This window comes from Streptomyces sp. NPDC058864, from assembly GCF_042742985.1.
GTDB lineage: Bacteria > Actinomycetota > Actinomycetes > Streptomycetales > Streptomycetaceae > Actinacidiphila.
Map to the genome: position 1 here is coordinate 42,780 of NZ_JBHYMQ010000019.1, position 18,370 is coordinate 61,149.

Genomic DNA, 18,370 nt, shown 5'->3' on the forward strand with positions numbered 1-18,370 from the left:
CGCGCGGCCCCGAGGGGCGGCCGGGTGGTTCGCACGGCGTTTGGCGAGGCGCCCGCGCGGAGCCCGGACACCCTACGCACGGTGACCGCTCCGGCCGTCGCGGGCCCGGCGGTTGGCGCCCCGGCGCCTGACGTTCGAGACTGCAAGGAGACGACTTCTTCCCGCACGGCCGGACAGGCGCCCACGACCTCGTGGCAGCGGGCCGCTGGGTGCGGATGGTCGTAGACCCTCAGGGGATCACATGGTGGACAAACCGGCCGACGTCCGTCGGCGCGATCAGGACGAGGACGCGGCGACCGGCAGTGATCGTGCCGGTCCGGGGACCGGCACGGAAAGGATCCTCGCGGAGACCCTGGCCGGCGTCGTCCACGCCGAGCAGGTCCGCGTCGACAGCCACTTCTTCGACGACCTGGGCGCCGACTCGCTGGTGATGGCGCACTTCTGCGCACGGCTGAGGAAACGGCCGGACGCGCCGTCGGTGTCGATGAAGGAGATCTACCGCCATCCCACCGTCCGCAGCCTGGCGGCCGCACTCGACGAGGCCCCGACCGCCGCTCCGGCCGCCCCTGTCTCCGCTTCAGGTCCCGTACGGGCCCCGTCGGCGGACGGCGCCGGGCCTTCGCGTGCCACGGTGCCGCGGTCGGTGGCGGGACCACCGTCCGGCGCCCCCCACTACGTGCTCTGCGCGGTGCTTCAGCTCGCCTTCTTCGTGGCGTACTCCTTCGGCGCCGCCCTCGTCCTCACCAAGGGCGTGGACTGGATCTCCGGGGCCGCGGGCCTGGTAGACACCTACCTGCGGGCGATCGCCTTCGGCGGCGTGGCCTTCGCCGCGGTGTGCGTGCTCCCCATCGTGGCCAAGTGGGTGCTCGTCGGCCGGTGGCGGCCCCGGCAGATCCGCCTCTGGAGCCTGGACTACCTGCGCTTCTGGTGCGTCAAGACGCTCATCCGGTCGGATCCGCTGGTGTTCTTCCACGGATCGCCGCTGTACACGCTCTACCTGCGGGCGCTCGGCGCGAAGATCGGGCGCCGGGTCACCGTCCTGTCGCGGCGTGTGCCGGTCTGCACCGACCTGCTCACCATCGGCGACGACACGGTGATCCGCAAGGACGTGTTCTTCTCCTGCTACCGCGCCGAGTCCGGCGTGATCCGCACCGGGCCCGTCACGCTCGGCAGGAATGTCCTGGTCGGCGAGGTGACGGTGATCGACATCGACACGGTCATGGGCGACGGGACACAGCTCGGGCACGCCTCCTCGCTCCACTCCGGCCAGCGCGTGCCGGACGGCGAGCACTGGCACGGGTCCCCCGCCCAGCCCGCCGACGTCGACTACCGGGCCGTCGGCCCGGCCCGCTGCGGCGCCGCGCGCAGGGCGGGCTACTCCCTCTCGCAACTGCTCGGAGCGGTCCTGGTCTACGTGCCGCTGGCGGTCGCCGGCTCGGTGCTGCTGTTCGCCGCCGTGCCGCAGTTCGCCTCGCTCCTGGAGCCGGGCCCCACGGCGCTGACGACCTGGGGGTTCTACGCCGACGCACTGGTCACCTCGATCGCCCTGTTCTTCGGCGCGGTGGTGCTCGGTCTGCTGTTCACGGTGACGGTCCCGCGCGTGCTGAACCTCGCCGTCCGGCCGGACACGGTCTACCCGCTGTTCGGCTTCCGGTACGGCATGCACCGGACCATCGGCTTCCTGACCAACCGGCGCTTCTTCAAGACCCTGTTCGGCGACAGCTCGGCCATCGTCCACTACCTCGGCGGCCTGGGCTACCGGCTCTCGCGCGTGGAGCAGACCGGGTCGAACTTCGGCACGATCATGAAGCAGGACAACCCGTTCCTCAGCGCCGTCGGCCGGGGGACGATGGTGGCCGACGGGCTGTCGATCATCAACGCCGACTTCTCCAGCTCGTCCTTCTGCGTCTCGCGGGTCACCATCGGGCCGCACAACTTCGTCGGCAACTACGTCGCCTACCCCTCGCAGGGCAGGACCGGCGACAACTGCCTGCTGGCGACCAAGGTCATGGTCCCGGTGGACGGGAAGGTCAGGGAGGGCGTCGGCCTGCTGGGTTCGCCCAGCTTCGAGATCCCCCGGTCCGTCCTGCGCGACAGCAAGTTCGACCACCTCAAGGACGGCGAGACCTTCCGGCGCCGCCTGGCGGCCAAGAACAAGCACAACGTCTCCACCATGGCGCTGCACCTGCTCGCGCGCTGGGTCTTCTTCTTCTGGGTGGCACTCGTGGTGTCGGTGGCCGCGGACCTGTACGACGCGCTCGGGCTGTCGGTGATCGCCCTCGCCAACGTTCTCACGCTCGCCTTCACCGTCGTCGACATGGTGCTCTCCGAACGCGTCGCCACCGGCTTCCGGGGGCTGCGGCCGCTGTACTGCTCGATCTACGAACGCCCCTTCTGGCGGCACGAGCGGTACTGGAAGGTCACCAGCGTCAGCGAGGCGATCATGGTCTTCAACGGCACGCCCTTCAAGGGCCTCATCTGGCGCTGGCTGGGCGTCCGGGTGGGCCGGCGGGTCTTCGACGACGGCTGCTACTTCCCGGAGCGCTCCCTGGTGAGCATCGGGGACGGGTGCGTCCTCAACGAGGGAAGCCGGATCCAGTGCCACTCCCAGGAGGACGGCACCTTCAAGTCGGACCACAGCGCCCTCGGGGCCGGGTGCACCCTCGGTGTCGGCGCCCTCGTCCACTACGGCGTGACGATGGGCGACGGGACGGTCCTCGCGCCCGACTCCTTCCTGATGAAGGGCGAGGAGATGCCCCAGGGCGCCCACTGGGCCGGCAACCCCGCCCGCGAGATGCCGGACGAGCCGCCGGTGCCCCCTGCGCACCGCGACACCGCGGCCCCCGCCCGGACCCGCTGAGCGGCGGCGCCGGGCCGCGCTCCGTGACCGTCCGGGCACTGCGGTGGCACGCGCGTCCGATCGGGCCAACACTGGTGGAGTACGGGCAAATCGACTACGGCGGGCGCCACTCAGCCGTTGTGGGCCCGCCGGACGGGTGGGCAAGGTGACGACTTCCCCCTTCGGGTCCGGCGACCCGTTCTCGGACCTCTTCAACCGCTTCTTCGGGATGAGCCCGGCGGCATCGCCGCCCGCCGTCCAGCGCGTCCCCATCGGGCGACTGCTCAGCGACTCCTCGAACGAACTGCTGGCGGCCGCCGCGAGCCGGGCGGCCGCGGACGGCGCCGACCTCGACACCGAGCACCTGCTGTGGGCGGCCACCCGCGTTCCCGCGGGCAGGCAGCTGCTGGAACAGGCGGGCGTGGACCCCGACCGGCTGGCCGAGGACGTGAGCGCCGTCCTGCCCTCGGGCACCGGCGCCGGGGAGCCCGCGCTGACCCCGGCCGCGAAACGCGCCCTGCTCGCCGCCCACGCCCGCTCCCAGGCATCCGGCGCCTCCTACATCGGTCCGGAGCACATACTCGCCGCGCTCGCCGACGACCCGCGCTCCGGCCTGGAGATGCGCTCCGAGGGCGCCGATCCCACGGCCCTGGCCGGCAAGGGCGGCGGCACACGGTCCGCGCCGACCGACACCCCGACCCTGGACGAGTACGGCCGGGACCTGACCGAGGAGGCGCGCGGCGGACGGCTGGACCCGGTGATCGGCCGCGGCGAGGAGATCGAGCAGACCGTCGAGGTGCTGTCCCGGCGGACGAAGAACAACCCCGTGCTCATCGGCGACCCCGGCGTCGGCAAGACCGCCATCGTCGAGGGCCTCGCGCAGCGGATCGTGGCCGGGGAGGTGCCCAAGGCCCTGCGGGACCGCCGGGTGGTCGGCCTGGACCTGGCCGGACTCGTGGCCGGCTCCAAGTACCGCGGGGAGTTCGAGGAACGCCTGAAGAAGGTGATCGACGAGGTCACCGCGGCGAAGAGCAGCGTCGTCCTGTTCATCGACGAACTCCACACCGTCGTCGGCGCCGGGGCGGGCGGCGAGGGGGCCATGGACGCGGGGAACATCCTCAAACCCGCCCTGGCCCGCGGCGACCTGAGCGTGGTCGGGGCCACGACCATCGACGAGTACCGCAAGTACATCGAGAAGGACGCGGCCCTCGAGCGGCGCTTCCAGCCGGTGATGGTGCCCGAGCCCTCCGTCGACGAGACGGTCGAGATCCTGCGCGGCCTCCGCGACTCCTACGAGGCGCACCACCAGGTGCGCTACACCGACGAGGCGCTGGACGCCGCGGCCGCCCTGTCCGACCGCTACATCAGCGACCGCTTCCTGCCCGACAAGGCGATCGACCTCATGGACCAGGCAGGCGCCCGCGTGGGCCTGCGCTCGCTGGGCGGCCCGGGCCCCTCCGACGAGCTGGAGGAACGCCTCACCAAGCTCCGCCGCGAGAAGGACGAGGCCGTCAGCACCGAGGACTTCGAGCGCGCCGGCGGCCTCAAGGAGCGCATCCGGGAGCTGGAGAACGAACTCTCCGCGGTCGCCGCGCAGCGGGAGCAGCCCCCCGACGTCACCGCCGAGGACATCGCCGAAGTGCTCTCCGCGCGCACCGGCATCCCCGTCTCCCAGCTGACCGAGACCGAGCGCGAGCGGCTGATGAAGCTGGAGGAGGCCCTCCACAAGCGGGTGATCGGCCAGGACGAGGCGGTCGACGCCGTCGCCCAGGCCGTGCGCCGCGGCCGCGCGGGCATGGGCGACCCCGACCGGCCCACCGGCAGCTTCCTCTTCCTCGGACCGACCGGCGTCGGCAAGACGGAACTCGCCAAGGCGCTCGCCGAGCTGCTCTTCGGCGACCCCGAGCGCATGATCCGCTTCGACATGAGCGAGTTCCAGGAGAAGCACACCGTTTCCCGGCTCGTCGGCTCCCCGCCCGGCTACGTCGGCTACGACGAAGCCGGACAGCTCACCGAGGCGGTGCGCCGCAAGCCGTACAGCGTCGTGCTGTTCGACGAGGTCGAGAAGGCCCATCCGGACGTCTTCAACCTGCTGCTGCAGGTGCTGGACGACGGGCGCCTGACCGACGCCCAGGGCCGCACCGTGGACTTCCGCAACACCGTGGTCATCATGACCAGCAACATCGCCTCCAAGCACATCCTCGACCATGAAGGGGCCATCGACGACATCAGGGACGACCTGATGGCCGAGCTCCACGCGCACTTCCGGCCCGAGTTCCTCAACCGCATCGACGAGATCATCGTCTTCCACGCGCTGACCCGGGCGGACCTCGTGCAGATCGTCGACCTCCTGCTGGAGCGCAGCCGCCGCAGGCTCCACGCCCAGCAGGTCGGCCTCGAGGTCACCCAGGCCGCCAAGGAATGGCTCGCCGACCGGGGCTACCAACCGGAGTTCGGCGCACGGCCGTTGCGCCGCACCATCCAGACCGAACTCGACAACAGGCTCTCCAACATGCTCCTCGACGGCACCCTCAACCCAGGGGACACGGTCGTCGCCGACGTCAAGGACGGGCAGCTGTCCCTCGGCCTCACGGAGGGCGGAGCACAGGGGCCGGCCAAGGAGGCGGCCAACGAGCCGGCGCAATCGGACGGTTGACCCCGGTCCGCGAAGCAGCTCACGGGCGGGCATCCGCCCCGGGCCCGCGCCCTCTCCGCAACCGTACGGGGCGGGCGCCGGGAGGAGACGGAAAATGACCGGTCACCTGTACCTCGCCTACGACTACCCGGTCCTGGGCGCGTTCTGGACGATGATGTGGATCTTCCTGTGGGTCATCTGGATCTTCCTCATCGTCCGCGTCGTGATGGACGTCTTCCGCGACGACACCATGAACGGATGGGCCAAGGCGGCGTGGCTGCTCTTCGTGCTCCTCCTCCCCTTCATCGGCATCCTGGCGTACCTCCTCTTCCGCGGCTCGGGCATGGGCAAGCGCGAGGCGGAGCAGATGCGCACCCGCCAGAAGGCGTTCGACGACTACGTCCGGCAGACCGCCGGCGGCGCCGGCACGGCGGCGGGCGAGGTCGACGCGCTCGCCAAGCTCTCGGAGCTCAAGGCGAAGGGCGACCTGACGGAGGAGGAGTTCCAGCGCTTCAAGGAGAAGGTCCTGCACTGAGCCGTCCTGTCCTCGTCGCGCGGCGGCTCCCGCCGCCGCGCACAGCGCCGGGAGACACCATGAACGCACCGTACGGACACACCACGACGCAGGGGCCGGCCGACCCCGACGAGGTGCTCGGCAAGCTGGGCGGCTCCTGGGGCTGGTCCCTGGGCTTCGCGCTCGCGACGCTCGTCGCGGGGGTGATCGTGCTGGTCTGGCCGGACGAGACGCTGCACGTGCTGGCGATCGTCATCGGCCTCTACCTGCTGGTCGCGGGGGTCTTCCGCTTCGTCACGGCGTTCTCGCGCCGTGACGGCGGCAGCAGGGTGACGGCGGTGATCGTCGCGGTGCTCGCCGTGCTCGCCGGGGTGCTCTGCCTGCGGCACCCGCTGCAGACAACCGCCGTGCTCTCCCTGGTCCTCGGCGCGTACTGGCTGGTGTCCGGGCTGCTCGTGGGGTTCATCGCCGTCGCGGGGCGGGACATGCCGCACCGGGGGATGGCCTTCGCCGTGGCCGCGCTCGGGGTCGTCGCCGGGATCGTCGTGCTCGCCTTCCCCGTGCAGTCGGCGGTCGCGCTGGCCCGGCTGGTCGGGCTGTGGCTCGTCCTGCTGGGCCTGGCCGAAGTGGCGCTGGCGCTTGCGCTGCGCTCCCTCGCGAAACGGCCGGCGCCGGCGCGTCCGCCCGGTTGATCAGGGTCCGGCGTCGCCGTCGGCCCGCGTGGGGGCCGGGGGCTGCAGCGTCTGCTCCGCCCAGATGGTCTTGCCCTCGGCGTGGTAGCGGGTGCCCCACTGGTCGGCGCAGCGGGAGACGATGAACAGGCCGCGCCCGCTCTCGTCCAGGGTGCGGGCGTGCTTCAGGTGCGGCGCGCTCGCGCCCGCGTCGCCGACCTCGCAGGTCAGTGTGGCGTCCAGGATCAGCCGCAGTTGCAGGGGCGGGGCCCCGTACCGCACCGCGTTGCCGACGAGTTCGCTGACGATCAGCTCCGTGGTGAAGGCCGTCTCCTCGTCGATGCCCCACTGCGCCAGCCGGCGCCGCGCCATCGACCGCGCGATGGGCGCCGCCTCGGCGTCGCTCGGCAGCGGGCAGGTCAGCACCCGGTCGCCGGGGAACCCCCGGGTACGGGCGAGCAGCATCAGCAGGTCCCCCGGCTGGCTGCCGTTCCTGATGGCGTACGCGAAGGCGTCGCTGAGCTCCTGCAGCCGGTCCCGGCCGTACCGCTCCAGCAGGTCGCGCAGCATCCCGGAGCGCGGGTGGAGCAGTTCCGTCAGCGAAGAGGTGCCGAACAGCAGGGTGGTGTGCTCGGGGAGCGTGACCGTGGTCGCGGAGAACGGCGCGTTGCCCGTCGCCGCCAGCAGCGGCCCGGGGGAGACGGGCAGCGACTCGATCGCGCCGTCGGGGAAGACGGCGATCGGCTGCGGGTGGCCTGCGAGGGCGATCGTGCAGGTGAGGTCGAGCGGGTCGTAGACGGCGATGACGCACTCCGCGGTCAGCGGCTCGCGGTGCAGGGGGTCCCCGGCCGGCAGCGCCGCCCGCTCCTCGGCGAGCCGGGTAGCCGTGTCGCTCAGCCGGGCCAGCAGTTCCTCGGGCTGCAGGTCGAGCGCGGCGAGGGAGTGGATGACCGTCCGCAACTGCCCCATGGTGGTGGCGGCCTCGACGCCCCGCCCCTTGACGTCGCCCACGACCAGGGCGGTGCGCGCCCCGGGCAGGGGGATCACGTCGAACCACGCCCCTCCGCCCTCCATGCCCGGCAGGTGGAGGTGGGACGTCTCCAGGGCGATCCGCGGGGACGGCCGCTGCGGCAGCAGCCGGCGCTGCACGGTCGCGGCGATGGTGCGCTCGCGGGTGAAGCGCCGGGCGTTCTCGATGCACAGCGCCGCGTGGGTGCACACGTCCAGCGCCAGCCTCACGTCGTCCTCGTCGAAGAGGTCCTCGTCGTCGTGCCGGTAGAGACTGACCAGGCCCAGCGCCTCACCGCGCACCGCCAGCGGGGACACGATCAGGGAGTGCACGTTCTGCCGGCGGATCGCGTCGGCACGGGCCGGGTCCGCCGCCAGCCACATGCTGTCCTCGTCCACCGGGACGAGCCGTGGCTGCAGATCGGCCAGCACGCGGGCGAACGGGGTGCCGTAGGGCAGGTGCCGGACGTCCCCCACCGGGTACGCCGACACCTTGCCGCGGTAGGCGGCCCTGCGCAGCGGCAGGTCCCGGTCGACGGGGACCAGCGGCGGCACCTCGCCGCGCACGACGTCCTCCACGACCTCCACCACCACGATGCCGGCGAACGCCGGGACCAGCGCCTCCGCCAGCTCCTCGCAGACCGCCACCACGTCCAGCCGGTGCCCCACCCGCTCGCGCACCGCGTCCAGGACGGCCATCCGCCGACGGCTCGTCTGCCGCTCGGTGACGTCGGAGGCCGCGGCCACCAGCCCCAGCACCTCGCCGTGCGGGCCCTCCAGACGGAAGACGGAGGTGAGGTACATGCGCCGGTGCGGCCGCCCGTCGCCCGACGCTCCGCGCACCAGGCGGTTCAGCACCGGTTTCCCGGTCTCCAGCACCCGCCGGGCGACCTCCTCCTCGGTCACCGGGTCGTCCAGCCGGAACACCTCGGCGAAGGGCCGCCCGGGGCTCAGCGGCGCGTCGTGCAGCGCCCGGGTCGCGCTGTTCATCCGCACCAGGCGCAACTGGTCGTCGAGGACGTGCAGACCCACCGGGGCCTGCGAGAACATCACCTTCAGCAGGGCGGCGTCCCGTCCGCTGAGGGTGTCCCCGCCCGCGCGCACCTCCCACAGCACGGAGCTTCCGCGCAGCACCGGCGTGACCAGCAGCTCGCTCCGGCCCAGGACGGAGCCGGGCTCGCGCACGAGGTCGGCGACGGGCCGTCCCACCGCCGCTTCGGCGGGCAGGCCGAACAGCTCCTCGGCCCTCGGCCGCCACTCCTCCACCCGCCCGCCCTCGTCGACGAGCAGGAGCACGTCACCGCCACCCGCCATCCGCACACACCTCCCACCTCACCCTCCCCCACCCCACCACCCCCCGCACCCCGGCGTTTTCCCCCGGGGAACGGCCCGCCGCCGCGACGGCGTCAGGAGGTGAGGAGCCGCTCGTCGGACGGGGCCGGGGAGGGCGAGGGGAACCCGTCGCCGTACTGAACCGCGATCATGGCGATGTCGTCGTCGAGCTTGATGGCGCCGCCGCCCACGTGCAGGGAGAGCCCGTCGAGCACGTGCTGGAGCAGCTCCTCCGGACGGGAGCCCGGCCAGGCGGCCACGTGCGCGCCCAGGTCGTAGAACTGGCCGTCGTCGTTGCGGGCCTCGATGGCGCCGTCGGTGTACAGCAGCAGCGTCGCCTCACGGCCGAAGGGGAAGGTGTCGACGACGTAGTCCTCGGCGCTCAGGCTGCCCAGGCCGAGCGGGGGAGAGGGCACGGCCGGGGACAGCAGCAAGGTGTCGGACCCCTGCGCCATGTAGGGCGGGGGGTGTCCGCAGTTGACCATGTGGATCTCGGCGCAGTCGTCGGGGACCTCCAGGACCAGCGCGGTGATGAACCGTTCCACGGCGTCGCTGTCGGTCCGGCCGGTCTCCTCGAAGTGGCCGCGTATCGAGTGCTCCAGGTCGACCACCAGCTCCGGGAGCGAGCCGAACCTGCGGGCTGCCCCCCGGAACGCCCCGAGCAGGGCCTCCGCGTCCTCGACCGCAGGCAGCCCCTTGCCCTTGACGTCCCCGATCAGGAAGCGCACCCCCGCCGCGCTCCTGGCCACCGCGTACAGGTCCCCGCCGATCTGCGCGTACGGATGGGAGGCGTGGTACGCCGCCCGCACGAGCAACGGCCCGATGCGCGGGGGCAAGGGGCGCAGCAGGACGCGCTGGATGGTGTCGGACACGATCCGCACCTCCATCAGCTCCCTGACGCTGCGGTCACGGATGCTGCGGGAGGCGATGACGAAGGCCGAGACGAGGAGGATCTCCAGCTGGTGCACGGCGGGGATGGACGTGCCCAGCAGGTTGTCGTGGACGTCCAGCACAAAGGCGGCGACGCAGGACAGGGCGGCGCTCAGGGTCGTCGTCCCCGGCCCCGCCAGCACGGCCGTGGTGGCGGGGACCACCACCATCAGCGAGGCCAGGTGCTCGGTGGGCGGCAGTACGAAGCCGGTGACGACGATGGAGATGATCATGAAGAGCGCCAGCGCCAGCGGTCCGTGGCCCTGGGTCAGCTGCGTCACCCAGGAGGGGCCGGGCCCTGAGCCCGGCAGGGCCGCCCGCCGTCCGGGCAGCCGCCGCAGGCGGTGCGTGAGGCTGTCCTTCATCGCGGCTCCGGGTCCCCGACGGGTCCGGGAGCCGCCGCACGAAGGTCGTCCTCCAGCGCCGGCGGTCGCATACACCGAATGTACGCCCCGCAAACATCCCGGGTCATCGCGGTGCTTAATGGAGCCAATCGGAAAAACCGGATGAAACGGGTTCGGGGGGTGTGGGCGCCGGCCCGGGAGAACGGCAGCCCGCGAACGTCAGCCGGTGAACGCCTCGACCAGGGTCCAGACGGCCAGGGCCGCCATGCAGGCGCCGCCGACGCGTTGGATGGTCTGCAGCGGGACCTTCTTGGCGATGAACCGCCCCACCACCAGCGCGAGGGCGGAGACCGACATCAGGGCGGCGGCCGAGCCGATCGCGGTCGGCAGCCAGCCGTTGGTGGCGGCGAGGTTGGCGGTGGTGATCTGCGTGAGGTCGCCCCACTCGCTGATGAACACGGCCGTGAACGCGGTGGAGTACACCGGCCAGAACCCGGTCACGGTCCTGCCGGCCTCGTCGTGGTCGTCGTCGCCCCCGCCCCGCAGCAGCACCACGGCGCCGAAGGCGAACAGGGCGGCGGAGACCAGCTTGACCGCCATGTTCGGCAGCAGGCTGATCAGGCTGCCGGCGCCCACCGCGATGGCCACGTGCACGATGAAGGCGGTCGAGGTGCCGAACCAGACGTACAGCGGGCGCATGCGCGTGCCCATCGCCAGCGAGGCGAACATCGTCTTGTCCGGGAGTTCGGCGAGGAAGATCAGCCCGAAGGCGGTCACGAGCGCCAGGGGGTCGAAGGTCATTCCGGTGCTTTCTGCTGGGGCCGGACCGCGGACTCGACGGCACCCAGGGGGCGACGGGAAGCGCCAACGGCCCGGCACGACGGAGCGGCCCGCAACCAGATGCGGACCACGTCTTGCCTTGGCCGAAGGTCTCGTCCACCCCCGCACCCGGTGCGGCGGCCCGGTGGCCGGGACGTCCACGGACGTCCAGTGTGTCGACCAGCCGGTATTGCGGGACTACTCCCCTTCGCTGCCCCCAGTGTACCCAACGCGGGGATCGGCCCCGCCGCCCCGGCCTTCCCGGGAGGCGGACGTGTGCGCCCCTGTGCGACGCCCGCCCGTTCGTCCGGCGGCGCGGGATACTGGGCGCATGAAGCTGACGGTGTTCTGGGAACGGATGCGCGTGCACTTCGGCGAGACGTACGCCGACTCCTTCGCGCGCGACCACGTGATGTCCGAGCTCGGCGGCCGGACCGTGCACCAGGCACTGGACGCGGGCTGGGAGACCAAGGACGTGTGGCGAGCGGTGTGCGCGGCCGTCGACGTTCCGGCCTCGCGCCGCTGAGCACGGGGTGAGACTGGGGTCGTGGCGGGAAGCGACGAGACGATAGCCGGGGCGACCGCGGGACCGCGGTCGCCGGGGGATCCCGGGGAACCGGGACGGGGAACGGGCGCGGGGGAGGGTACGGGGGGTTCGGCGATGCCGCGCTGGCTGCCGAAGGCGATGGTGCTGGCGGTCGCGCTGCTGGCCGCCTTCCAGCTGGCCAACTGGGCGTTCCACCAGGTCATCGGATTGCTGGTGAACATCCTGCTGGCGTTCTTCGGTGCCCTGGCGATCGAGCCGGCGGTGGACTGGATGGCCGCGCGCGGCATGCGCAGGGGGTGGGCGACCGGGCTGGTTTTCCTGGTCGTGCTCGCCCTGGGCGGGATCTTCGTGGTGCTGCTCGGTTCCCTGCTGGTGGACCAGATCACCTCGATCGGCCGCAACCTGCCGGAGTACGTCGACGACGTGGTCGTGTGGGTCAACCAGACCTTCGGCACCAACCTGTCCGTCGGCAAGCTGCAGGAGAACGTGCTGCACTCCGACTGGCTGCGCAACTACGTGCAGCGGCAGGCGGGCAACGTGTGGGGGCTGTCGGCGACGGTCCTCGGCGGGGTCTTCCAGGTGCTGACGATCAGCCTGTTCACCTTCTACTTCGCCGCCGACGGACCCCGGATGCGCCGCGCCGTGTGCTCGGTGCTGCCGCCGGCCCGGCAGGCCGAGGTGCTGCGGGCCTGGGAGATCGCGGTGGCCAAGACCGGCGGCTACCTGTACTCGCGGGCGCTGATGGCACTGATCTCGGCCGTCGCCCACTACGTGCTGTTCGTGGTCATCGGGGTGCCGTACGCGCCTGCGCTTGCGGTCTGGGTCGGCGTGGTCTCGCAGTTCGTGCCCACGGTCGGCACGTACCTGGCGGGGGCGCTGCCGATGCTGATCGCGTTCACGCAGGATCCGTGGGACGCGGTGTGGGTGCTCGGCTTCGTCGTGGTCTACCAGCAGTTCGAGAACTACGTGCTGCAGCCGCGGATCACCGCGCGCACCGTGGACATCCATCCCGCGGTGGCCTTCGGATCGGTGATCGCCGGCACCGCGCTGCTGGGGGCGGTGGGAGCGCTGGTGGCGATCCCGGCGACGGCGACGCTGCAGGGCTTCCTGGGGGCGTACGTGAAGCGGTACGCCGTCACGGACCCACGGGCGCACGGGCCGCAGCGGCGGCCGCTGTTCCGGTGGTGGCCGCGCCGGGACGGACGGGGCGGGACGGGCGACGGGAGCGACGGGGGCGGTGCGGACGGCCGGGGCGGGGCCGACGGCGGGGGCGCCTGAGGTTCGCGGGTCGCTTGACACGAAAATCGAACATCCATTCTCATGGGTGTGCCGGGCCCGGTTTCCCAAGGGTTTTCACGGACTCCCGTGGGTTGTCCACAGGCCGGGGGCGGCGTCGGGACGCATTGTCAGTGGCAGGCAGTAGCGTCATGGACGTGAAGCGAACGACTCAGACACCCAGGGTGGAACCCATGGCAGGAACCGACCGCGAGAAGGCGCTCGACGCCGCGCTCGCACAGATTGAACGGCAGTTCGGCAAGGGTGCCGTCATGCGCCTCGGCGACCGGCCGAACGAGCCCATCGAGGTCATCTCGACGGGATCCACCGCCCTGGACGTCGCCCTCGGCGTCGGCGGCCTTCCGCGCGGCCGCGTGGTGGAGGTGTACGGCCCGGAGTCCTCCGGCAAGACGACCCTGACCCTGCACGCGGTGGCCAACGCCCAGCGGGCCGGCGGCAAGGTCGCCTTCGTGGACGCCGAGCACGCCCTCGACCCCGACTACGCCAAGCGCCTCGGCGTGGACGTGGACTCCCTGCTGCTGTCCCAGCCGGACAACGGTGAGCAGGCCCTCGAGATCACCGACATGCTGATCCGCTCCGGTGCGCTGGACCTCATCGTGATCGACTCCGTGGCGGCCCTCGTGCCGCGGGCCGAGATCGAGGGCGAGATGGGTGACTCGCACGTGGGTCTGCAGGCCCGTCTGATGAGCCAGGCGCTGCGCAAGATCACCGGTGCGCTCAGCCAGTCCAAGACCACCGCGATCTTCATCAACCAGCTCCGCGAGAAGGTCGGCGTGATGTTCGGCTCCCCGGAGACCACGACCGGTGGCCGGGCGCTGAAGTTCTACGCCTCCGTGCGGCTGGACATCCGCCGCATCGAGACCCTCAAGGACGGCACGGACGCGGTCGGCAACCGCACCCGGGTCAAGGTCGTCAAGAACAAGGTCGCGCCGCCCTTCAAGCAGGCCGAGTTCGACATCCTCTACGGCCAGGGCATCAGCCGTGAGGGCGGCCTGATCGACATGGGCGTGGACCACGGCTTCATCCGCAAGTCCGGTGCCTGGTACACCTACGAGGGCGACCAGCTCGGCCAGGGCAAGGAGAACGCGCGGAACTTCCTGCGCGACAACCCCGACCTCGCCGACGAGATCGAGAAGAAGATCAAGGAGAAGCTGGGCATCGGCGTCCGGCCGGAGGCCCCGGCCGATGAGTCCGGCGCCGACGCGACCGCTCCCGCCGCCGCAGCGGCCGACCCGGCCAAGGCCGAGGCTGCGACCGTTCCGGCGCCCAAGGCCGCCAAGGCGACCAAGGCCACGGCCGCCAAGGCCTGACGGTGGCGTCCGGTCGCAAGGGTCGTGGCGGCTCGTTCCCACCCTCCTCGCCCGCCCCGGGCCAAGAGGGAGAGCAGGAACGCCCACTTGACCCCGTGGAGCAGGCGCGGGCACTCTGCCTGCGCCTGCTCACCGGGACCCCTCGCACCCGCAAGCAGCTCGCCGACGCCATGCGCCGCCGGGAGATCCCGGAGGATGCGGCGGAGCATGTGCTGGAGCGGTTCGAGGACGTCGGGCTGATCGACGACCAGGCGTTCGCCAACGCCTGGGTGGAGTCCCGCCACCACGGCCGGGGCCTCGCCCGGCGTGCCCTCGCCCAGGAACTGCGTACCCGGGGGGTGGACGCCGAGGCGATCGGCCACGCCGTGGGACAGCTCGACGCGGAGCAGGAGGAGGAGACGGCCCGCGCCCTCGTCGACCGCAAGCTCCGGTCCACCCGGGGCCTGGAGAAGGAGAAGCGGATCCGCCGGCTCGCCGGGATGCTCGCCCGCAAGGGGTACGCGGAAGGGCTCGCCCTGAGGGTGGTCCGCCGCGCCCTGGAGGAGGAGGGCGAGGACTCGGAGACGCTGGAGTACTACCTGCCGGACTGAACCTCCGCTGAGGTTCCTTGACCGTGCCTCTGAGTCGACTTAGCCTCACAACGGGTGAGGGATCGCGTCCTCAGAGATACGGGAGTTGGTGCCATGGGCATCGCGCTGGGGACCGAATCCGTGTTCACGGTCGTGGCCGTGGCCGTCACCGTGGTCGTCGCCGTCACCGCGGGCGTGCTGCTCCGGCGGCTCCGCGCCGAACGCGAGCAGCTCAGGGCGGCGGCCGAGCGCGAGGCCCGGGAGATCCGGGCCACCGCCAAGGAGGAAGTCCGCGAGATCCGGGCCGACTTGGAGCGGCGTGAGCAAAGGCTCGCCGACCGGGAGTCCCGCATCGACTCCGAATCGGAGCAACTCCACCGCCGCCGCCGCGAACTCGCGGAGGAACGTGAGGAACTGGAGCGCCGCCGCGCCGAACTCAACCGGCTGGAGGAGGAGCGGCGCGAGGTCCTGGAGCGCGTCGCCGCGTACACCGCCACCGAGGCCCGCGCCGACCTCGTGCGCTCCGCCGAGCAACAGGCCAAGCGCGAGGCGGCGGTGATCGTCCGCGACATCGAGAGGGCCGCCCGCGACCGCGGTGAGGAACGCGCCCGGAAGATCGTCGCCGGGGCCATCCAGCGGGTGGCCACCGAGCAGACCGCCGAGTCCGTGGTCTCGGTGCTGCAACTGCCGGGCGACGACATGAAGGGCCGGATCATCGGCCGCGAGGGCCGCAACATCCGTGCTTTCGAAGCCGTCACCGGTGTCAACCTCATCATCGACGACACGCCCGAGGCGGTGCTGCTCTCCTGCTTCGACCCGGTGCGCCGTGAGGTCGCCCGGCTCACCCTCGACGCGCTCGTCACCGACGGCCGGATCCACCCGCACCGCATCGAAGAGGTCTACGAGCGCAAGCAGGCCGAGGTCGAGCAGCTGTGCGTACGCCACGGCGAGGACGCGCTCACCGAGATCGGCATCACCGACATGCACCCCGAACTGGTCACCCTGCTCGGTCGGTTGCGCTACCGCACCTCCTACGGCCAGAACGTGCTCGGCCATCTCCTGGAGTCCGCCCACATCGCGGGCATGATGGCCGCCGAGCTCGGCATCGACCCGGCCGTGGCGAAGCGCGGCACACTGCTGCACGACATCGGCAAGGCCCTCACCCACGAGGTGGAGGGCAGCCACGCCCTCATCGGCGCGGACCTGGCACGACGGCACGGCGAGTCCGAGGACGTCGTCCACTCCATCGAGGCCCACCACAACGAGGTCGACCCCCGCACCGTCGAGGCGGTCCTCACCCAGGCCGCGGACGGTATCTCCGGAGGCCGCCCCGGCGCACGGCGCGAGTCCCTGGAGAGCTACGTCCGCCGGCTCAAGCGACTGGAGCAGATCGCCGCCGCGCACCCGGGCGTCGTCAAGGTCTTCGCCATGCAGGCCGGACGCGAGGTCAGGGTGATGGTGCGCCCGGAGGACGTGGACGACATCCAGGCGCAGGTCATCGCCCGCGACGTGGCCAAGCAGGTCGAGGAGGAACTCACCTACCCCGGCCAGATCCGCATCACCGTCGTCCGGGAGTCCCGCGCCACGGAGTTCGCCCGCTGAGCGGGCCGCCTGAGCGGTGCGCCCGGGCGGTGCGCCGGCCACCCGCCGCCCGCCGCCCATGGGGCGACGAGCCGCCGCGGCGACCCGGCGTGCCACCGCTCCCGGAACCAGCCGTGTCGGCGAGGTCGGCGAAGCGCTCCCGCAACCGCGGGACGTGTTGCTCGGCCTTTGGTGGGAGCTCGGCCGCGACCGGGCCGCCAGGGCCGTCAGGCGCGACGCGGGTGGAACGGACGCCATGGCGGACATGGCGCCCCGGGCCCGGCCCGGGCCCGGGGCGGGCCGTCAGTGGGGGACGCGGTCCTGGACGGGGCTCGGGGGGCCGCCCCGGGCGAGGTCGGCGTAGGCGTAGAGCTCGGTCGGGCGGCAGCCGGTCATCACGGTCACCAGGTGGCCGTCCGGGCGGATCAGCAGCACGCTGTGCGCCGTCGACCCCGGATAGGCCTCCGTGACGAGCAGTTCCGCCCGGGTGGGCAGGGCCGCCACCGCCTTGGCCAGCCGGGGCATCAGGCCCGCGGTGAGCCAGTGGCGGCTCTCCCACACCCCGGTGCCCGGTGCGACGAGGACGACCAGCAGGTCGCGCCCGAGACGCTCGTACAGGCGCGCCCGGGAGCCGTCGAGCGCCGTGACCGGGACGTCGACGACCGCACCGCCAGGCGGCGTGGCGCAGGACCCCAGCAGCGGCGACGGCGCGGCCGCCGAGGAGGCCGAGGCCGCGGCGCCCGCCCCGCGGGGGGCGGGGAGCGCGAGCGGTGAGCGGGTGTAGACCGGGGGCGCGCCGAGCGGGCCCCGGCCGAGGTGGCCGTCGGTGAGCAGTTCGGCGTACCGCCGGGCCGAGCCGGACAGCACGGAGCGCCGCACGGTGTGCCAGACCCCGCTGGCCCGCAGCAGCGGCAGCACCTGGTCGGTGGCCCGCAGCCGGGCGCCCACCGCGCCGCGCCGCTCGGCCTGGTAGCTGTCGAGCAGGGTGTCCGAGGCCCCGTGGTGCCAGGCAAGGGAGAGCTTCCAGGCGAGGTTGTCGGCGTCGCGCAGGCCCTCCTCCAGGCCCTGCGCGCCGAGCGCGCCCATGAGGTGGGCCGCGTCGCCGGCGAGGAAGACGCGTCCGGCCCGCCAGCGCCGGGCCAGCCGCTGGTGTACCGGGTACTCGGCGGAGCCCAGCAGCTCGTACGGAGGAACGCTTCCGCACCAGGCCGTGAGGGTGCCGCGGATGCGCGAGACGAGCTCGTCGGAGGTGAGCGGCTCACCGCGCGCGGGGAGCAGCCAGTCCAGTCGCCACACCCCGTCCGGCAGCGGACGGGCCGTCACCTCCGGGCCCGCGCCCGGCCCCGGCGGCTCGCGGTGCAGCAGCGCAACGCCCTCGTCGGGCAGTGCGACCCGCAGTGCGGCCACGGCGTGCCGGTCGACGGCCGTGCGGCCCGGGAAGCGCACCCCCAGCAGCTTGCGCACGGTGGACCGCGGGCCGTCGCAGCCGATCAGATGACTCCCGCGCCACCAGGTGGCGTTGGCGCCCTTGGTGCGGACGCTGACCCCGCGGTCGTCCTGCTCGACGGCTTCGACGCGCGCCCCCGGGACGATCCGCACCAGCGCCTGCTCGGCGAGGGCCCCGCGCAGCCCGTGCTCCAGGCGTTCCTGTCCGATGTGCAGCGGGGAGGGCCCCTGCCCGCCGGAGGCCGGGTCGCCGAACTCGACGCGGACGGTCTCCTGCCGGCGGCGCAGCGTCCGCCACGCCTCCCAGGTGGCGCCGGACTCGTAGAGCCGGCGGTGGCCCAGCCGGACCAGCAGCCCGGCGGTCTCGGGACTCAGGACGGCCGTGCGTTCCGCGGAGAGCGAGGGCGCGTGGTCGTGCTCGTCCAGCACGATGCTCGGCACGTCGTGCCGGGCCAGGCAGAGCGCGAGGGCGAGCCCGACCGGACCCGCCCCCGCGATGATCACCGGGTCCACTGCGCGGTCCCGGGAA

General features: G+C 72.5%; 12 protein-coding genes and 1 pseudogene. 9 read left to right on the forward strand and 4 right to left on the reverse strand.

The window, feature by feature from the left end:
- The first annotated feature begins 241 nt into the window (after positions 1–241).
- From ACFW3D_RS17275 to ACFW3D_RS17290, 4 genes are all read left to right on the forward strand, one after another.
- Positions 242–2,860 carry a Pls/PosA family non-ribosomal peptide synthetase gene (locus ACFW3D_RS17275; protein WP_500504968.1) on the forward strand — a complete coding sequence of 873 codons (2,619 nt, stop codon included), beginning with the start codon at positions 242–244 and terminating at the stop codon, positions 2,858–2,860.
- A 145-nt stretch (positions 2,861–3,005) separates the two neighbouring features.
- Positions 3,006–5,495, forward strand: a complete 2,490-nt coding sequence (locus ACFW3D_RS17280; protein WP_500504969.1) for an ATP-dependent Clp protease ATP-binding subunit — start codon at positions 3,006–3,008, stop codon at positions 5,493–5,495.
- Between the two features lie 94 nt (positions 5,496–5,589).
- Complete coding sequence (locus ACFW3D_RS17285; RefSeq protein WP_500504970.1) at positions 5,590–6,009, forward strand: SHOCT domain-containing protein; 420 nt, start codon at positions 5,590–5,592, stop codon at positions 6,007–6,009.
- A 59-nt stretch (positions 6,010–6,068) separates the two neighbouring features.
- Positions 6,069–6,680 carry an HdeD family acid-resistance protein gene (locus ACFW3D_RS17290; protein WP_500504971.1) on the forward strand — a complete coding sequence of 204 codons (612 nt, stop codon included), beginning with the start codon at positions 6,069–6,071 and terminating at the stop codon, positions 6,678–6,680.
- Here ACFW3D_RS17290 and ACFW3D_RS17295 read toward each other — a convergent pair whose 3' ends face one another.
- The 3 genes from ACFW3D_RS17295 to ACFW3D_RS17305 form a co-directional block, all read right to left on the reverse strand.
- Positions 6,681–8,981: a SpoIIE family protein phosphatase gene (locus tag ACFW3D_RS17295; RefSeq protein ID WP_500504972.1), complete on the reverse strand. Its 2,301-nt coding sequence runs from the start codon at positions 8,979–8,981 to the stop codon at positions 6,681–6,683.
- A gap of 92 nt (positions 8,982–9,073) precedes the next feature.
- Positions 9,074–10,294: a PP2C family protein-serine/threonine phosphatase gene (locus ACFW3D_RS17300; RefSeq protein ID WP_500504973.1), complete on the reverse strand. Its 1,221-nt coding sequence runs from the start codon at positions 10,292–10,294 to the stop codon at positions 9,074–9,076.
- Between the two features lie 198 nt (positions 10,295–10,492).
- A complete protein-coding gene (locus ACFW3D_RS17305; RefSeq protein WP_500504974.1) occupies positions 10,493–11,074 on the reverse strand; it encodes a TMEM165/GDT1 family protein in 582 nt (193 codons plus the stop codon).
- A 349-nt stretch (positions 11,075–11,423) separates the two neighbouring features.
- Here ACFW3D_RS17305 and ACFW3D_RS17310 point away from each other — a divergent pair, with 349 nt between their 5' ends.
- The 5 genes and pseudogenes from ACFW3D_RS17310 (at position 11,424) to rny (ending at position 16,416) form a co-directional block, all read left to right on the forward strand.
- Positions 11,424–11,618 (forward strand): DUF3046 domain-containing protein, encoded by a 195-nt coding sequence (locus ACFW3D_RS17310; RefSeq protein ID WP_500504975.1) that lies wholly within the window; start codon positions 11,424–11,426, stop codon positions 11,616–11,618.
- Between the two features lie 21 nt (positions 11,619–11,639).
- Positions 11,640–12,917, forward strand: coding sequence for an AI-2E family transporter (locus ACFW3D_RS17315; RefSeq protein ID WP_500504976.1), 1,278 nt, complete (start codon positions 11,640–11,642; stop codon positions 12,915–12,917).
- 191 nt (positions 12,918–13,108) lie between these two features.
- Entirely contained in the window at positions 13,109–14,245 is a 1,137-nt protein-coding gene (recA, locus tag ACFW3D_RS17320; RefSeq protein WP_500504977.1) for a recombinase RecA, read from the forward strand.
- Positions 14,206–14,835: pseudogene (gene recX / locus ACFW3D_RS17325) on the forward strand (recombination regulator RecX); the annotation flags it as partial. The gene recA and the pseudogene recX, both read left to right, overlap by 40 nt.
- 93 nt (positions 14,836–14,928) lie before the next feature.
- Positions 14,929–16,416 (forward strand): ribonuclease Y, encoded by a 1,488-nt coding sequence (gene rny, locus ACFW3D_RS17330; protein WP_500504978.1) that lies wholly within the window; start codon positions 14,929–14,931, stop codon positions 16,414–16,416.
- Between the two features lie 282 nt (positions 16,417–16,698).
- Here the strand turns inward: rny and ACFW3D_RS17335 are convergent, their stop codons facing one another.
- Positions 16,699–18,354, reverse strand: a complete 1,656-nt coding sequence (locus ACFW3D_RS17335; protein ID WP_500504979.1) for an FAD-dependent monooxygenase — start codon at positions 18,352–18,354, stop codon at positions 16,699–16,701.
- Positions 18,355–18,370: the final 16 nt, after the last annotated feature.

Bases quoted from the DNA above. Each gene is read 5' to 3' on its own strand.
- ACFW3D_RS17285 (WP_500504970.1), top strand. From the start codon at position 5,590: ATGACCGGTCACCTGTACCTCGCCTACGACTACCCGGTCCTGGGCGCG.
- recA (WP_500504977.1), top strand. From the start codon at position 13,109: ATGGCAGGAACCGACCGCGAGAAGGCGCTCGACGCCGCGCTCGCACAG.
- ACFW3D_RS17300 (WP_500504973.1), bottom strand. From the start codon at position 10,294: ATGAAGGACAGCCTCACGCACCGCCTGCGGCGGCTGCCCGGACGGCGG.
- ACFW3D_RS17295 (WP_500504972.1), bottom strand. From the start codon at position 8,981: ATGGCGGGTGGCGGTGACGTGCTCCTGCTCGTCGACGAGGGCGGGCGG.
- ACFW3D_RS17305 (WP_500504974.1), bottom strand. From the start codon at position 11,074: ATGACCTTCGACCCCCTGGCGCTCGTGACCGCCTTCGGGCTGATCTTC.
- ACFW3D_RS17275 (WP_500504968.1), top strand. From the start codon at position 242: ATGGTGGACAAACCGGCCGACGTCCGTCGGCGCGATCAGGACGAGGAC.
- ACFW3D_RS17290 (WP_500504971.1), top strand. From the start codon at position 6,069: ATGAACGCACCGTACGGACACACCACGACGCAGGGGCCGGCCGACCCC.
- rny (WP_500504978.1), top strand. From the start codon at position 14,929: ATGGGCATCGCGCTGGGGACCGAATCCGTGTTCACGGTCGTGGCCGTG.
- ACFW3D_RS17310 (WP_500504975.1), top strand. From the start codon at position 11,424: ATGAAGCTGACGGTGTTCTGGGAACGGATGCGCGTGCACTTCGGCGAG.